This window comes from Streptomyces mutomycini (assembly GCF_001700505.1).
Classification (GTDB): Bacteria; Actinomycetota; Actinomycetes; order Streptomycetales; family Streptomycetaceae; genus Streptomyces; species Streptomyces mutomycini.
Genome location: NZ_MAPV01000267.1, coordinates 1 through 14,647 on the forward strand (window position 1 = coordinate 1; position 14,647 = coordinate 14,647).

Here is a 14,647-nt window from a genome sequence, read left to right on the forward strand (position 1 = left end):
AGGGGAGCGTGGGGAGGTAAGGGCTCTGAAGTTCCTTTCGAATACCAGCCGTTGGCTGAATTCACCGGGGATTCCCCTATGTCGCACCTTTGCAATACGATCACATTCAACAACCAGCTCCGGGCCGCCCACCCCACACAGGCCCCGTTCCGTCTGTGCGAGGAAACCATGCCGCCCTACCAGCCGTCCTCGGACTGGCAGTACGAGATCCCGACGGCCGGAAGCAAGCGGCTGCCTCCCGCCGCCCGTTACGTCGAATCGCTGACGCATCAGGGGTACGGCTTCGAGGCGGCGATCGCCGACCTCGTCGACAACTCCATCGACGCGGGTGCTCGCAACGTCGTCATCAGCTTCCTGCGGAACGAGGACCGGCTGGTCAGCCTCCTGGTCGTCGACGACGGGCGTGGCATGAACGACGAAGCTCTCGACACCGCGATGACTGTGGGCGGCCGGCAGGACTACGGCGAGAGCGCGCTCGGCCACTTCGGAGCGGGCCTCAAAGCCGCGTCCCTCTCGCATGCCGACTCCCTCACAGTGATCAGCCGCACCCGGCGCAGCCCGTCCACCGGCCGCCGGTGGCTGACGGCCCGCGCCCAGGCGGATTTCACCTGCGACATCGTGGACCCCGGGTACTGCCAGGACCTCGTCGACCGTTACGACGGGCTGATCGAATGGCACGGCACGATCGTCCGCTGGGACAAGGTGCGGGCATTCGACACGGTCACCTCCGGGCAGGCCGACCGCTATCTGAACGACACGATCGAGAAGTTGGAGACCCACCTCGGGCTCCACCTGCACCGCTTCCTGGCCGGCGACGCCTTCAACGTCGACATCGTCGTCGAGGACGTGGCGACCAAGGAGGAGCTCGACCACCGCGGAGTCGAGCCGATCGACCCGTTCGGCTACCGGCTTCCCGGCCGGGCCGGCTACCCGCGGACGTACACCGCCTCTGTCGAAGGCGTCGGCGAGGTGGCTCTGACCGCGCACATCTGGCCGCCGAAATCCCCGCTGGTCAGCTTCCGGGGAATCGGCTCGCTCGCCGAGCGGCAGGGCTTCTACATCTACCGCAACGACCGTCTCGTCCAGGCGGGCGGCTGGAACAGCACCCGCAGCCCGGAGGGCCACCTCGCGCTCGCCCGCATCGCGATCGACCTGCCGGCCGCGCCGAACGACGTCTTCAGCCTCACGGTGAAGAAGGACGGCGTGACGGTGACTCCGGCCTTCGCGCGAGGGCTGGAGCAGGCGACGGACACAGCGGGCCGCACCTTCACGGAGTACGTCCAGGAGGCTCAGACGACGTACCGGGAAGCCGCCAAGCGGACCACCGAAGTGACCCGCGACGCGGTCATCCCCGCGGGCAAGGGCCTCGATCCGAAACTGCGGCGGGCGCTCCGGGACGAGCTGCCGGAGCTGAAGGGAGAGGACCCGATCACGTTCCGCTGGGCCTCCCTGGGGCCGGACCTGTTCTTCGAACTCGACCGCGACGAACGCGAGATCAGGCTGAACAAGATGTACCGGCCGGCTTTCAACGGCGGGCGCAGGGGCGGCCTCAACGACGCTCCGGTCGTGAAGAGCATGCTCTACCTCATGGTCGAGGAGATCTTCCAGAAGTCACGGGTCACGGCCGTACGCGCCGACAAGATCGCCCTGTGGAACACCGTCCTCGTCACGGCGGCCCGCTGCGAACTGTCCCGCTGACAGCCCCGCCCCCACCGGTCCTCGCAGGAAGCCGCACCCACCATGACCGATCACCTCCTCAACCTGCACGGCGATGTCCTGGCCGCCATGCGGCGGGGGCCGAAGCCGTTCGCGAAGCTGGCCTTCGTGCTCTCGGACACCGACGAGCCGACCGACACCGCCCTCGGCCACTTCCACGACCGGATAGCGGCCGCAGGCCCCGGGGACGAGCTCACCGCGCTCTGGCACCGCACCCTGACCTCCTGGGACCTCGCCGAACAGGCCGACTGGTCCACCGCACCGCCCCGCACCGACGCCCGCCGCACGGACACCTTCAACCGCCTCGGCTTCGGCGCCGACCTGCGCAAGGTCCTCGACCATGCCGTACCGGTCTTCAAGGAGCCCGGCGCGACGGTCATCAGCAGGGAGTTCACGTCCTGGTACTCCCGTGACATGGCGGCGGCCCGCTCCTTCTACTGGAACTCCTACGAACAACTACTGCGCCGCAAGGGCTGGTCGGACGCGGCCGTCTCAAGCCTCGACGAGGCAAGCCACGCAGTGGTCGAGCGCCTCTCGGACCCCACGCGCACCGAGGCGTACGGGGCGCGGGGGCTGGTCGTCGGCTATGTCCAGTCAGGCAAGACGGCCAACTTCACGGGTGTCACGGCGAAGGCCATCGACGCGGGCTACCGCCTGGTCATCGTCCTCGGCGGCACGCTGAACCTTCTCCGCGGCCAGACCCAGCGCCGCCTGGACATGGAGCTGATAGGACGGGACAACATCCTGCGCGGCGCCGATCCGTCGGACGCGGACGCGCTGATCGGCATCGACTACCAGGATGACGAGGACTGGCCCGCGAAGTTCGTCAGTCACGGCGGCCGCCCCTCCACATTCGGGTCCTTCGACATCGAGCGTCTCACCACACGGGACGACGACTACAAGAGCCTGTCCAACGGAATCCGTGCTCTGGAGTTCGAGAAGCAGATCCGTACCCAGCCGCTGCACGACCCTGCCAACCTGCACCATGCCGCGGCACGCGTGATGGTCGTGAAGAAGAACAAGTCCGTACTGGACAAACTGATCAAGGATTTGAAGAAGATCGGACCGATCCTCTCGGAGATCCCGACTCTGATCATCGACGACGAGTCCGACCAGGCATCGGTCAACACGACGGACCCGAAGAAGTGGGAGGGCGGGAAGGTCGACCGGAAGGCGATCAACGGACAGATCTGCCAGCTCCTCGGCCTCCTCCCCCGCGCCCAGTACGTCGGCTACACGGCGACGCCGTTCGCCAACGTCTTCGTCGACCCCGGCGACGAGGAGGACATCTTCCCGAAGGACTTCCTGATCTCGCTCCCCCGCCCGACCGGCTACATGGGAGTGCAGGACTTCCACGACCTCGACTCCGAGGGCACCGCCGAGGAGACGCATGTACGCGGGGTCTACGCAGACTCCGGTGACCGTCTCCAGGAGGCACTGGACTCGTTCGTCCTGACCGGCGCACTGAAGCTCTACCGGGCGGATCGCGGCGTACCCGAGGGCCCGTTCCGTCACCACACAATGCTCGTTCACGAGTCGGTCCGCATGGCAGAGCACGCGGAGCTCGCGCTGCGCATCAACACCATGTGGCACCAGTCCGCTTACACCGGACAGGAGGGCCATGCACGGCTCGCCGCTCTGCTGGACGCCGACTTCGGGCGGTACGCCGACGAGGAACTGCCCACCCCTGCCTCGTACACCGAGCTCAAGCCGTACGTCTCGCGTGCCCGCCAGCTCATCAACTCGGGCGGCCAGCCGGTCATCATCGTCAACGGTGACACCGAACGGGACTACGAGCAGCCCGACCTCGACTTCGACCGCACCCCGCACGTCTGGAAGATCCTGGTCGGCGGCACGAAGCTTTCCCGTGGCTTCACGGTGGAGGGCCTGACGGTCACGTACTACCGGCGCCGGACCCAGCAGGCCGACACCCTGATGCAGATGGGCCGCTGGTTCGGCTTCCGCCCCGGGTACCGCGACCTGGTCCGCCTCTACATCGGCCGCGAGGAGCCGCTGGGCAAGAAGAAGACGGTCGACCTGTACGAGGCGTTCGAGGCGATCTGCCGCGACGAGGAGACCTTCCGCACCCAGCTCACCCGCTACGCCACCCTGGTGGACGGCAAGCCCCAGGTCACCCCGGCCCAGATCCCGCCGCTGGTGTCGCAGCACCTGTCGTGGCTCAAGCCGGCGGCCCGCAACAAGATGTTCAACGCGGAGCTGGTGGAGATCCGGTCACCGGGGCAGTGGGTGGAGCCGACTGCGTACCCGACGGGGGCGGCGGAGCTGCGGCAGAATACGGAGATCTGGCGGCCTGCCCTTGAGGCCCTGAGCCAGGACATTGCCGTGTTCGTCACTCTCGCCGACGATGACCGGGGCGGGTTCACCCGCTACCCAGCCAAAACAGCGGTCCTCAGCCACGCCCAGCTGCTCGGCATCATGAGCAGCCTTGCCTGGGGCCGGCCAGACCTCTTCGCTCCGCACCTGGCCTATCTCAGGGACGCCAGCGAAGCTGGCTGTGCTACCGAAGACTGGACGTTGATCCTTCCCCAGACTTCCGGACCGACAAGCTTTGCAGCCAGCATCGTCGGAAGTCAGCCCATCACCCTGGTACAGCGCCAGCGGAACGCGCGCGGCGTGTTCAACCGCATCTCGGGTGTGGCCCACCGACAGTCCGCTGAGCGCATAGCCGGCATTCGCCCGCTCAGCGATGACGACCCGTTCGCGTCTCAGCTCCATCGGCCGCGCCGCGGAGCCGTGCTGCTGTACCCGGTAGTCGACCCTGATCTCGGTAATCCGGCACGTCTCGTCACTGGCCGCAGTATCGATCCGGCCAAGGTGGTGCTGGCAGCGGCATTCATCCCAGCCGCCAGCGCCGCAGGGAAGTCGGTACCCTACGTTCGCTTCCGGGCCGTCGACTCGTCCCGTCGCGGGGAAGCCACTATTGAAGTGCCATGACAATGATTCTGGAGTGACTCCGGTGCCTGAGCCCACAGACTGGACCCCGCCAAACGGTTCGTGGGCCTCTTCTGCGGCGCGCAGGAGGAACATGCAGGCAATTCGCAGCCGCGATACGCAGCCGGAGCGGCTCATCCGGAGGCTCGTGCACGCAAACGGCCTGCGATACCGGGTCGCTGCCAGACCGTTGCCGGACCTTCGCCGGACGGCAGACTTGGTCTTCCGTCCGACGAAGGTGGCCGTATTCATCGACGGCTGCTACTGGCACGGCTGCCCCGAGCACTACGTCGCCCCCAAGACCAACCCCGGCTACTGGTCAGACAAAGTCGCCCGGAATATGGCCCGGGACCGCGATACCGACAAACGCCTCGCCGAGGCGGGCTGGCTGGTTCTGCGCTTCTGGGAGCACCAGGACTCAGGCGCGTGCGCTCTCACGATCGTCGATACTGTCCGCGAACGCCGACGAGACCTGACCGGGTAGAACGCCTTCGGGGCCAGACTTGCGACGGTCGCGCTCATGGGCAGCGCGCAGCACATCCGCGATCGCTTTGCCCACTGCGGCCGCGACAGGCGGCGGGAAAGCGTTGCCGACCTGCCGGTACTGTGCCGTCTTACCGCCAGAGAATTTCCAGTTGTCCGGGAACCCCTGAATAATCGCGGCCTGCTCGACTGTGAGCATAGGCCCGGTCTCCCGGAACAGGTCCCTGTCCTGACTCTTCTTCTTCACGCTCTCGTCGTGCGAGTTGGCGACACCAACCCCCGAGACACCCAGAAGCGCCCAGGCTGCCTTCGCGCGACTCGGGCCGAGGTCGGCACCGCCATGCTTTTTCGAACCGCCAACCAGCGTGGGCGCAACACCGAAGTCTTTTCTATTCTCGGCCTTTTGCGCCTTCTCCTTCCACTGATCAAGCCGCTGCTTTGCCAGGCGGGCCACATCTCCACTCATTTTAAGATATGGCGCATACCTGAGGTCCATGGACTCCTCAAGCGCACGGAAGGCACTCCTAGGGCTTCCTGTAGCGGTGGGCCACACAAATTTAATGTCATCCAGCACATCCTTGCGGATAGCCACAAGGACCGCCCTTGGACGCAGCTGAGGCACACCAAAATCACTGGCCTCAAGCACTTCCCACTCACAGACCTCATAGCCGAGCCCGTCGAAGTTCCCGGTGATGCCCGTGACGGGATGCTTGGCCCAGCCCCCCTGAAGGCGTGCCTCAATGTATGTGCGATAGTCTTCAAATTTCGCGTCTTTGATACCGCGAACGTTCTCAATCATTACCGCTTTAGGGTGAAGCTCATCAGCTAGCTCAAGAATCCGCGGGAAGAGATCTCGCTCATCATCCTTCCCTAGCTGCTTTCCGGCATGCGAGAACGGGGGGCACGGCACGCCGCCAGCAAGGAGGTCAAGATCTCCCCGAGCGAGCGGCTTCCCGAGGTGCGCTTGACCCTTTTTCACATCGGATTCACGACCCTCACCGAAGGGAATGGGAGAGAAATCGTTAACGTCGCCAGAAATGACGTCACAGTATTCCCTTTCCCAGCTCCACTCCTTCAGGCTGCGAATGTTGCTCCGAAGGGTCTCCGCAGCATGCGGATCGATTTCCACAAGCGCAAGGTGTTTAAAACCAGCCTGATGAAGGCCGATAGCCTGCCCTCCGGCCCCCGCGCAGATCTCGATCGAGGTCAGCACGTCATCACTGGGACCCATCGGGTCCTCCTGGTGGGACTGGAGGCCCATCGGCTCAGGCTCCTCTTCGTACGGTTGGCTGACACAGAAAGCAGGTGTCGCGTCGAGGCGAACCCACACGCGGGCCGAGCACCCAAGCCCGCGAGCAACCGCTTCGGCTCAAAGTATGAGACGCGATACGCGCAGAGCCTACCCGGGCCTCGGACCGCAAGGCGTAGGCCCGAGAAGCACCGGCCCCATATCGCCGCCCTCAAGCAAGGCGTCGAGGCAAGCCGACACTGCGGGGGCGGACGACTTGGCAATCGACAGTGTATTCGAACAAGCGCTCCAATCCGCTCCGTTTCGCGTCATCTGACAGCTCAGCAGGCGTCCGAGCGTCTGGTCCTGGCTCAGGCAGAGGCCAAGGGTGACGACTGGAAGGCCCAGACGGGAGCGCTCGGCAGCAGCCCTTCGGGCAGCAGCGCCCCCGCCTCCGTAGCCAGTCCCGGCGTCAGGGCGGAAGCCGGAACCGTCAACCGCGCTGACTCCCAGCGGCCGCCCCTGCCCTGGTCCGTAGGAACAGCCGAGTGGAGCCACCCTCGGTCCACAGTGGCGACGCTCGCCGCGCTCCCGTCACTGCCGACTAGAACTGCGGCCAGACACCAATCGGCATCCGCCGCCATGACCTCGTACTCATGACGCGTCAGGTGAACCACCAGACGGGTCGGGTCTGTGGTGGCCTTGACCTCAATGTGTGCGCGTTCAGACACGGACCGGGCTGCCTCTATGTCGTATCCGTAGGCGTCTGACTCCGCAGCCACATGCCTGACGTGCGGCACTCCGCCCTGCCGTAAGAGCCGAAGCAGCGCCTGTTCGCCAGCCGCTCCGACGACCCTCTTCGCGTCTTCAGCAGCCTGGCTCCACAGCACGCGAGGAACTGCGCCTACTGCTACGTCATCCCACAACTCGCCATCGTTTACCTCCACGACAGGCCGCCCCGCCGCAGTCACCATGCCCATACGCCTGAGCCACGAGAAGCCTTCGGCGTACTGCGCCGGCGTGAGATCCGCGTAGCATGGATGGTTCGCAAAGAGCACCCGTACCCGCGGCACCCCAGCCACCCGCAACTCCCTGAGCCAGCGAAGCGCCGCGCGGCGCGTGGACTCAGTGGCCAGCGACGGCATCGACATGCTTCAGCAACGCGCGGACATCCGCCATATCCATGCCTGCCGCTCCGGACGGCTCATCCTCAAGATCCCCCAACTGCTGCACAGACGGGTCATCGAGGATCCGCCCCATGAATTCGAGCTTCTCCTCCAGCCTCATCGCCACCACTTCATCAATCGTGCCCTCGACCGCGAGCACGGTGACGCGGGTCTGAGTACCAGGCGCCAGTCCGAGCCGGTGAATACGGTCCAGACTCTGAAGGAACCGACCCGCCATGAAGTCACGATCAACGTACACAGCGTCGTGGCAGACATGGTGCAGACTGATTCCTTCCCCGAGGGTGGCGGGATTGGACAGGAGAACATGGCAGTCAGGATCCTCGCGAAAGCGCCTGATCTGCTCCTCCCGGTCGGGAGTGCCACCATGCACCACGGCGGGCTGATACGCCTCGAACAGGCTCTCCATGGTCGTGATACTGCGCACGAAGGTCGTCCAGACCAGGGTCTTCCGACCCATCGCGGCATTCGTCGCGACAATATTCAGGGCCTCTTTGTACTTGGGAGAAAGTTCGTGCGCTGGAAGGTTCCCCATGAGGGCATACAGCGACTCGCCCTGAGGCACTTCCAGCGGCGGGACCTGGTAAGTCAGCGGCTCATAACGGCTTCCGCCCTCGATAAGCAGTGCTGGACTAGTGGCTGCCATGAGAAGGCGAAGCATCGCCTTGCCCAGGGCGTCGAAGTCATCACGCGACGCCTCCGCCCTTGTGGTGAATCGCCCCACCAAGGCGTCGTACACCTCACGATGCAGCTCCGGCATCTTCAGGCGCCGGATGCGCGTCTCGAACGGGGGCAGCCCCAGCTCCTTCTTCGTCGTCCGCGTGAACAAAGGCCTCAGTACCGAGCTTGCGTAGGCAAGATCACCACCTGCGACAGCCTGTGTGACCACTCTCCGGCCATGCCCCGGCCAGACAAACGACAGCAGGTTCTCCAGATCGCGAGCCCCGTTCGGAGCCGGAGTTCCCGTGAGAATGAGACGTCGCCGGGTCAGCGGTCCAAGCGCCATGCAGGCACTTCCGTACTTTCCCTGAGCCCCGAGCTTCATCCGATGCGCTTCATCAAGAATGATCATGGAAGGCGCGCCCCTCAGCCAGGTCGCCAGCGAGGCGAGCGACCTGTCGAGACGCTCATAGTTGACAACCAGGATCTCGGCCATACCGTCGGGGGTTTTCCCCATGACAGCAGTCAGCGGAGGCTCCTTGAAGCACAGCTCGCTCTCAGTGAGCCACGCCTCGTAGGCGGATTTCGGGCTTACAACCAAGAGCCGACGGACTTCGCCGCGTTCACGCATGGCTGCGTACACCGCCAGCCCGACCCGGGTCTTTCCAGCTCCAGGAACGCTGAAGTTGGCCCCGTGCTGCAGTGACAGCAGCCGTCCGATGTCCCGGCGTTGAAACTCCGTGAGGTCGGCACGCCACGTCGGCCCCAGGGCCGATTGCACGGCACTGGCATCCCACACCGCGTCCGAGCGAGGTGCCTGAAGTTGTTGTTCCGCTCGATCGGCATCATCAAGTACTTCTCCGACCAGCGCGCTCAGCTCATCCGTCCAGACAACGGACTCGGGGTGCGGCCAGTCAGCAAGGACGTCGATGCCGACCAGGAAGTCATCGAGAGTCAGCTCAAGGGCAAGGCGGTCGCGCAGCCCGCCGGGGAATCTGGCTGCAAGCCGGTTCAGGTCGCTGCGGCACTGTTCGCTCGCACGCAGCACAGCTTTGGTCCGCGTGACATCAAGGCCGAGATGCAAGGATGATTCCGCAGCCGTCATGGTCACGCCTGTCCCTGCCGAACCGCGTCACGCAGCCACTCGACGCCCTCGCCGGGCACTTCGATGGTTTGCGTGGTGGCCTGGGCCAACTTCTTCAGGGTGGCCTTCAACTTGAGAACTGCCTCGTCCAGTGCCTCCTCGTCCAAGCTGCGGGATGCGCTCGCCAGCACCATGTCAGTGATGCACTGTTCGATGTCCTGGCAGGCATCGTTGAGGCGATCGGGGGCCGCCTGCTTGCGCTTGCGGACACGAGCATCCTTGCCAGCAGGCTCAAGTGCGTCCTCGACCGCCTTGTGCGCCGCTTCGAAAACAGACGTGGCCGCATCCAGCTGGGCCGAAGGCACCTTCTCCTTCGCCCGGACTACCGCCTTCGCGCGGAGCACCGAGTCAGTGAAGGCACGAGCCGCAGCCACCTGGGGCACCTCGGCCTTAACAGCACGGTTGATGCCGGGGATCACACGCGCGGGGGGCGCAGCAGGAGCCGCCTTCAGTTCGTCTGGCAGCCGGTGCTCCAAGTAGCGGCCACGGAAATCAGCTTCGATGAGACGGACGTCAGTCTTGGAGAAGTTCATCACGATGGCGGCTAGACGGTTCTCCTTGAGCAGCTCGGCCTTCTGCGCATCAGCCTTCGATTCCTTAGCGAAGGCGCGGTGCACCTCTCGAAGCCTCTCCTGTGCGTCCTCAAAGTCCAGTAGCCGCAGATGCACGTCGCCGGCCGAAGACCTGTCGCTCAGATCCCGGAGGCAGGCGAGCACCCAGAGGTCCTGTTCAGCTGTCGATTCCCTGATGCGGAAGTCCCGAGCGACCTCCTTGAGCGGGCGGCCCGATTCCACCTGCTCATCGATCGTGAGGAGCCTGTTGATGTACGAATAAGGCCGCCGGGTGTCATGGCGGAGCTGAAGGGAAAGTTCGACCCTGTTGATGTCTGCCCAGGTGCAGGAGTCCGGCAGTACAGCCACTCGGATGTTTTCGACGCCCAGCTCGCGCAGGGCTGCCGCCCTGGTGTTGCCGTTAACCAGGATGCCTTCGCGGGTGATGAGCCCCGGCTCATTCTGCTTGAAGTCAGCAAGGCTCTGCTTCAGTGCGTCGAAATCCTTGTCTCTCTTAGACGGGTCAGAAGGTTCCGCTTGGAGCAGGTGCTGAAGGTACTTCTGGCTGTCGTCACTCCAGGGGTCCTCATCAAGCCGGCGGTCAAGCTGGGGGTCGTAGCTGCGCTGTGCCCTGATCCGGTGAGTCCCCGGGTTGTAATAGAGCGAGTTCACCGGCATGTCGATGACCTGCACTACCTGCGGCTTCGTCCGCCACTCGATCGTCAGGGTCTCCTGAAGTCCAGTGCCGGCAGATACGTCGCTGAGACGCTGCTCCACGACATCCCGGTTCTTGGCGGCGTACGGCGGCAAGCCGAAGTCTCCGTCGTTCTTGATCACAGCTCGTTCTCCTCTGGCTGGCGAAGGGTCTGACTGGGCTCAGGGGTGGGGCTGCTGCCGGCAGCAGCCCCACCCCGGCTCTACGGATGGAACTCAGGCGGGGGGCAGGCCAAGGGACTCGCGGACCTTGTCACGCGCCTCCGCCGGCAGCGTGCGGTAGTCCGCCCACACCCGCTCCACGACGCTGAACTCACGTTCGTCAGCCGAGACCCAGTCCTTGAGAGTCTGCAACTGCAGTCCGCCGAGCTTCTGGACGCGTTCGAGCACGTCAGCGAGATCTGCTTCCAGAGTGCGGCCGCCCACGCGGCAGCGATTGCATTCTGCGATGAGCTGCACCGACGAGGTGCCGTTGGGCAGCTTCACCTTCCGGCGGGCAATGTCGATCTGCGCGGTCTCGAAGGTTCCGGAGTAGGTCTGCCCAGGCGTGATCCCGCATGACCGGCAGCGGTTGCCGTCACGGGTCAAAGTCGTCCGCCGCTGAGTGTCCGTGATGACCGAGCTGCTCTTGGTGGCCTTGCCCGGCTCCCAGACAGGCTGCCCCGCCGCGACGAACCGCAGCTGGTGCTGGCTCAGGCTCGCATCCTCCCGGTGGGTATCGATCTTCCACCCGTGGTCGCGCAGGTCACGCACCCTGCGATCCGCCTGACTGACGCCAGGGAAGGCGCCCTTGACGTCCTCCTTGGTGAAGGTGCCGCCCTCCTGCACAACATTGACCAGCCACAACGCGGCCCTCTTCATCGTGCCCAGCTTCTCGTTCTCCCACGACGGCAAAGTCATCCACAGCCCCCAGCTACGTCAGATGCACGACAGTCCCGAATGCCAGTCCTCTGGCACCCCTCGCTGACTCCACCACTCTTGCTGCTTGACGCCCCATCACGCCAGGTTCTGCAAGCTTTCGAGGGGTTATGGAAAACATCCATGCGCTGCCGAAATCCGCCCGTGTGGCACACAATTAGTGATCAACGCTGCCCTGACGACGAACGGAAGCCGTGCGTGACGCCGAAGCCGAGGACATGGAAAGAGCTGCCGTCTGGCATCACCGCCGCGCACAGGGCGTTAGTGACAGCACTGCGCGAGATCCGGGAGTGCAGCACTCGAACACAGGCCGACATCGCCAGGGACGCTCACCAGGAGCCAACCACCCTCTCCAACCATCTGAACGGCGGCCGCATCCCTGAGGAAGCACTTCTGTGTGGCTTCTACGCCGTTGTGGAAAAGGACGCCTCGGGCAGCGGCCCACTGCCGCACACTCTGGAGTTCCTTCTTGATCTTCGTATTCACGCCAAGAAGAAGCACTGCGCGTGCTGCTCCGTGGGCTACCCGGCCACAACCGCAACCACCCAGGCAGAGCCACAGCGGCCGGCTTCGCGCAGTGTCAAGGATCCCGATCTGGTGCGAGCGCGTCACCTTCGCCGTCAAGTCCGGCGGCACGGATTTCCGATCTCCCAGGAACGCGCCGGGGTGCCGGTCCCCCGAGTCGAGGGGGACCGGCACCCCGCAGACGCGGCGGAACTCAGCTGGTCCGAGACTGGAGTGGTGGCCCGATACCTGGCCGATGGCCAGAAGCGGGACGCTGGCTTCCTGCTCTGGCAGGCGGGCACGTCCTACTCGGCCGCGGATATCTTGGTGGCTGTCCGCTCCTGCCGCACGGCCGGTTTGCACGATGCCGCGGAGGCAATACTGATCAATGTTGCAGAACGGACAGACAGGCAGGCGGTCTTGAACGTCGCTGCAGCGCTAAACGGGGCCGGCCGACACGACGACGTCACGTTCATGCTCACTGCGGCAACGCGGGCTGCGGGCTAACCTTCCCCGGGAAGCGGCCTCATGGGGTGCGCCTCCAGACGCGCTCCGCAGCATGGGCCGGGGTCACTGGGTGAACCTGCGCACGCTTCCTCCCTCAGGAGTGCGAGTCGGCAGCAAGTACTGTGAAGGCGGTCCAAGCGCGCGGAGAGACATTCAGAGCCTTCCCGTGCGTGTCCTTCGAGTCTCGGACCAGTACGCCTTCAGGGCCGACGGCGATCTCGACGCAGTTGCCGCCGCCGCCACCGCTGTAGCTGCTCTTGAACCAAGCAAGTTCGGTGGTGCTCATGGCGCTCCTCGCATCTGCTCCAGCAGACCCGTGGTGGCTTGATGACTCAGAGCCTGCGAGCGCATTTTGCCATAGCGCTGAAGCATGGCGCTTGCGACTTTTGGGTCGGTGATCAGCATGCTGCTGTCGTGGGCCTCGACGTATCCCACCCACCGGTTCTCTGCAGTCTCAGCCAGGGAGAGCGGACCCTCAAAGCCTGAGTGGTCCTCCTGGATCAGCGGCATAACCTGAATCTCCACGTTCCGCAAGCGACCTGCTGCGAGCAGGTGGTCGATGAGTGTCCGCGTAACCTCGGCGCCCGCCATGCGGCGCTCCAGCAGCGCCTGTTCGATGATGAAGCTGAACGTTGTGTTAGGCCGCGCTGCCAAGAGACGCTGCCGCTCCAGGCGGGCGGTGACCTGATGCTCGAACTGCTCCTCTGCGAGGGGCGGCAAGCGCCGGTCGAAGAGCGCGCGGATATACGGCTCAGGTTGCAGGAGGCCTGGAATCACGCTGGATTCGTAGGAGAAGAGCGAGATTGCGTCCTCCTCGATGGCCGCCCACTGCAAGAACCACGACGCCAACCCCACCTTCCGCGTCAGGCTTCTTGCCGCTGCCCCCAGCACGCGTGCCGCTGTAGCGCCCAGTACCTCCTCCGAGCGGTCCAGCAGGTCCCTCGGCGGGAACCGTTTACCCTGCTCGATCTTGGCAATGTACGCCGCCGAGTACTGCACGAGAGGTGCGAACTGCTCCTGTGTCAGGCGCGCTTCGTCCCGCAGCGCCTTGAGTACCGCCCCGAATGTCTTGAGGCCGTCGGACGACTCCGGCTCGCCCCCGCTTCCGCCACCGCTCCTGATACCGCCGTTGTCCGTAGCCATTCGCGGCCGCCTCTCCCTGTGCCGAGCCCACCTGCGGGGCCCACCCGTGCAAACTGCGTCGTCCGCGTTGCGCCACACCAACCCCTGGATTGATGGTTACGTACCGTGACTCTCCCAGTCCAGTGCGTGCACCGGTACAAGTCGATCTGTATCGGTCCCGTGCCTACTGCCGGCCCACACGCCTCGACCAGCCTGGTCCGCATGCCAGCCTTGCGCACTGAACCCCCCATCTCCCCCTCGGGCGTGTTTGTCCAGCGGTTCTCCGCCACGCGGCGCGGAGCGCGCCTCGCACGCCTGCTTGCCGCGCTTCAGCTCGTCGAATGGGGGCACCCTCGCGGAACAGACGACCACGACGCAGTCACGATCATCGTCGCCGAGCTCACTGCAAACGCCGTCCTGCACGGTCGCGTACCCGGCCGGGACTTCGGCCTTCGTCTTCACTGCGACCACGAGCGGGGGGTCATCCAAATCGAGGTGTCCGACACTCACCCCGCCCGCCCTGCCCCTGCCGTCGGTGCCCCGGACGTTGACCACGGCCGTGGCCTTGTCCTCGTCACAGCCCTCGCCACCCGCTGGGGTGTTCGGGACCGCGTCGGCCCGGGGAAAACGGTCTGGGCGGAATACGTTCCATCTTCAAGGACCTGAATGCCCACCTGCTGACGCGCCGCCGAGTACGGCAGCCTCGGCCACCAGTCCACGCACACGTGACCGCGTGTCTGCCCCCCCCACGTTCGCAGGCTGCCGTGAATCAACATGTATGAGGTGACGGTCGACAACTAGGTCTGGCGGCTTCTGCCGTTGAGCTTGCCGAACATCGTGCGTCGGTGTTACCCCGGGCCCAGCCTCACCTCAACGCCGTATGCGGGTACCCTCACCCACCCGTTATCGGCCGACGCCCGGGACATGACCTTCCCGCTCCCCCTCACCGGCATCGCCCCCACCC

Annotated in this window: 12 protein-coding genes; 5 read left to right on the forward strand and 7 right to left on the reverse strand. The window is 65.1% G+C overall.

Translation table 11 applies throughout. The annotated features are described in order from the left end of the window. Positions 1-168: 168 nt before the first annotated feature. The 3 genes from BFF76_RS28970 to BFF76_RS28980 are packed head-to-tail and all read left to right on the forward strand — an operon-like array spanning position 169 to position 5,152. Positions 169-1,698 (forward strand): ATP-binding protein, encoded by a 1,530-nt coding sequence (locus BFF76_RS28970; protein WP_065849405.1) that lies wholly within the window; start codon positions 169-171, stop codon positions 1,696-1,698. Between the two features lie 42 nt (positions 1,699-1,740). Further along, on the forward strand, positions 1,741-4,671 hold the full coding sequence (locus BFF76_RS28975; RefSeq protein WP_065849406.1) for a Z1 domain-containing protein: 2,931 nt from the start codon (positions 1,741-1,743) through the stop codon (positions 4,669-4,671). 22 nt (positions 4,672-4,693) lie between these two features. Further along, complete coding sequence (locus BFF76_RS28980; protein WP_079122524.1) at positions 4,694-5,152, forward strand: very short patch repair endonuclease; 459 nt, start codon at positions 4,694-4,696, stop codon at positions 5,150-5,152. Here BFF76_RS28980 and BFF76_RS31880 read toward each other — a convergent pair. From BFF76_RS31880 to BFF76_RS29000, 5 genes are all read right to left on the reverse strand, one after another. Then, positions 5,087-6,382 (reverse strand): DNA cytosine methyltransferase, encoded by a 1,296-nt coding sequence (locus BFF76_RS31880; RefSeq protein ID WP_079122526.1) that lies wholly within the window; start codon positions 6,380-6,382, stop codon positions 5,087-5,089. The genes BFF76_RS28980 and BFF76_RS31880 overlap by 66 nt on opposite strands. Before the next feature lie 368 nt (positions 6,383-6,750). Beyond that, positions 6,751-7,530: a protein NO VEIN domain-containing protein gene (locus BFF76_RS34785; protein WP_079122525.1), complete on the reverse strand. Its 780-nt coding sequence runs from the start codon at positions 7,528-7,530 to the stop codon at positions 6,751-6,753. Continuing rightward, the gene (locus tag BFF76_RS28990; RefSeq protein ID WP_065849409.1) at positions 7,505-9,328 is read right to left on the reverse strand and encodes a DEAD/DEAH box helicase; all 1,824 of its coding nucleotides are present in this window, start codon (positions 9,326-9,328) and stop codon (positions 7,505-7,507) included. Before BFF76_RS28990 ends, BFF76_RS34785 begins: the two co-directional genes overlap by 26 nt. A gap of 2 nt (positions 9,329-9,330) precedes the next feature. Then, a complete protein-coding gene (locus BFF76_RS28995) occupies positions 9,331-10,755 on the reverse strand; it encodes a ParB N-terminal domain-containing protein (RefSeq protein WP_065849410.1) in 1,425 nt (474 codons plus the stop codon). Positions 10,756-10,848: 93 nt separating this feature from the next. Beyond that, positions 10,849-11,532, reverse strand: coding sequence for a hypothetical protein (locus BFF76_RS29000; protein WP_065849411.1), 684 nt, complete (start codon positions 11,530-11,532; stop codon positions 10,849-10,851). 216 nt (positions 11,533-11,748) lie between these two features. Here BFF76_RS29000 and BFF76_RS32775 point away from each other — a divergent pair, with 216 nt between their 5' ends. Further along, positions 11,749-12,561 (forward strand): hypothetical protein, encoded by an 813-nt coding sequence (locus tag BFF76_RS32775; protein WP_141695690.1) that lies wholly within the window; start codon positions 11,749-11,751, stop codon positions 12,559-12,561. Between the two features lie 94 nt (positions 12,562-12,655). Here the strand turns inward: BFF76_RS32775 and BFF76_RS29010 are convergent, their stop codons facing one another. Together BFF76_RS29010 and BFF76_RS29015 are read right to left on the reverse strand one after the other, a co-directional pair. Beyond that, positions 12,656-12,847 carry a DUF397 domain-containing protein gene (locus tag BFF76_RS29010; RefSeq protein WP_065849413.1) on the reverse strand — a complete coding sequence of 64 codons (192 nt, stop codon included), beginning with the start codon at positions 12,845-12,847 and terminating at the stop codon, positions 12,656-12,658. Further along, entirely contained in the window at positions 12,844-13,704 is an 861-nt protein-coding gene (locus tag BFF76_RS29015) for a helix-turn-helix domain-containing protein (protein ID WP_065849414.1), read from the reverse strand. The genes BFF76_RS29010 and BFF76_RS29015 overlap by 4 nt, the downstream gene beginning before the upstream one ends. A gap of 201 nt (positions 13,705-13,905) precedes the next feature. Here BFF76_RS29015 and BFF76_RS31885 point away from each other — a divergent pair, with 201 nt between their 5' ends. Beyond that, complete coding sequence (locus BFF76_RS31885; protein ID WP_079122527.1) at positions 13,906-14,349, forward strand: ATP-binding protein; 444 nt, start codon at positions 13,906-13,908, stop codon at positions 14,347-14,349. The last annotated feature ends 298 nt before the right edge of the window (positions 14,350-14,647 follow it).

What these genes read in the sequence shown, in the direction of transcription:
- BFF76_RS28970 (WP_065849405.1), top strand. Translation starts at nt 169, where the DNA reads ATGCCGCCCTACCAGCCGTCCTCGGACTGGCAGTACGAGATCCCGACG.
- BFF76_RS28975 (WP_065849406.1), top strand. Translation starts at nt 1,741, where the DNA reads ATGACCGATCACCTCCTCAACCTGCACGGCGATGTCCTGGCCGCCATG.
- BFF76_RS31880 (WP_079122526.1), bottom strand. Translation starts at nt 6,382, where the DNA reads ATGGGTCCCAGTGATGACGTGCTGACCTCGATCGAGATCTGCGCGGGG.
- BFF76_RS34785 (WP_079122525.1), bottom strand. Translation starts at nt 7,530, where the DNA reads ATGTCGATGCCGTCGCTGGCCACTGAGTCCACGCGCCGCGCGGCGCTT.
- BFF76_RS28990 (WP_065849409.1), bottom strand. Translation starts at nt 9,328, where the DNA reads ATGACGGCTGCGGAATCATCCTTGCATCTCGGCCTTGATGTCACGCGG.
- BFF76_RS29000 (WP_065849411.1), bottom strand. Translation starts at nt 11,532, where the DNA reads ATGACTTTGCCGTCGTGGGAGAACGAGAAGCTGGGCACGATGAAGAGG.
- BFF76_RS29010 (WP_065849413.1), bottom strand. Translation starts at nt 12,847, where the DNA reads ATGAGCACCACCGAACTTGCTTGGTTCAAGAGCAGCTACAGCGGTGGC.
- BFF76_RS29015 (WP_065849414.1), bottom strand. Translation starts at nt 13,704, where the DNA reads ATGGCTACGGACAACGGCGGTATCAGGAGCGGTGGCGGAAGCGGGGGC.
- BFF76_RS31885 (WP_079122527.1), top strand. Translation starts at nt 13,906, where the DNA reads ATGCCAGCCTTGCGCACTGAACCCCCCATCTCCCCCTCGGGCGTGTTT.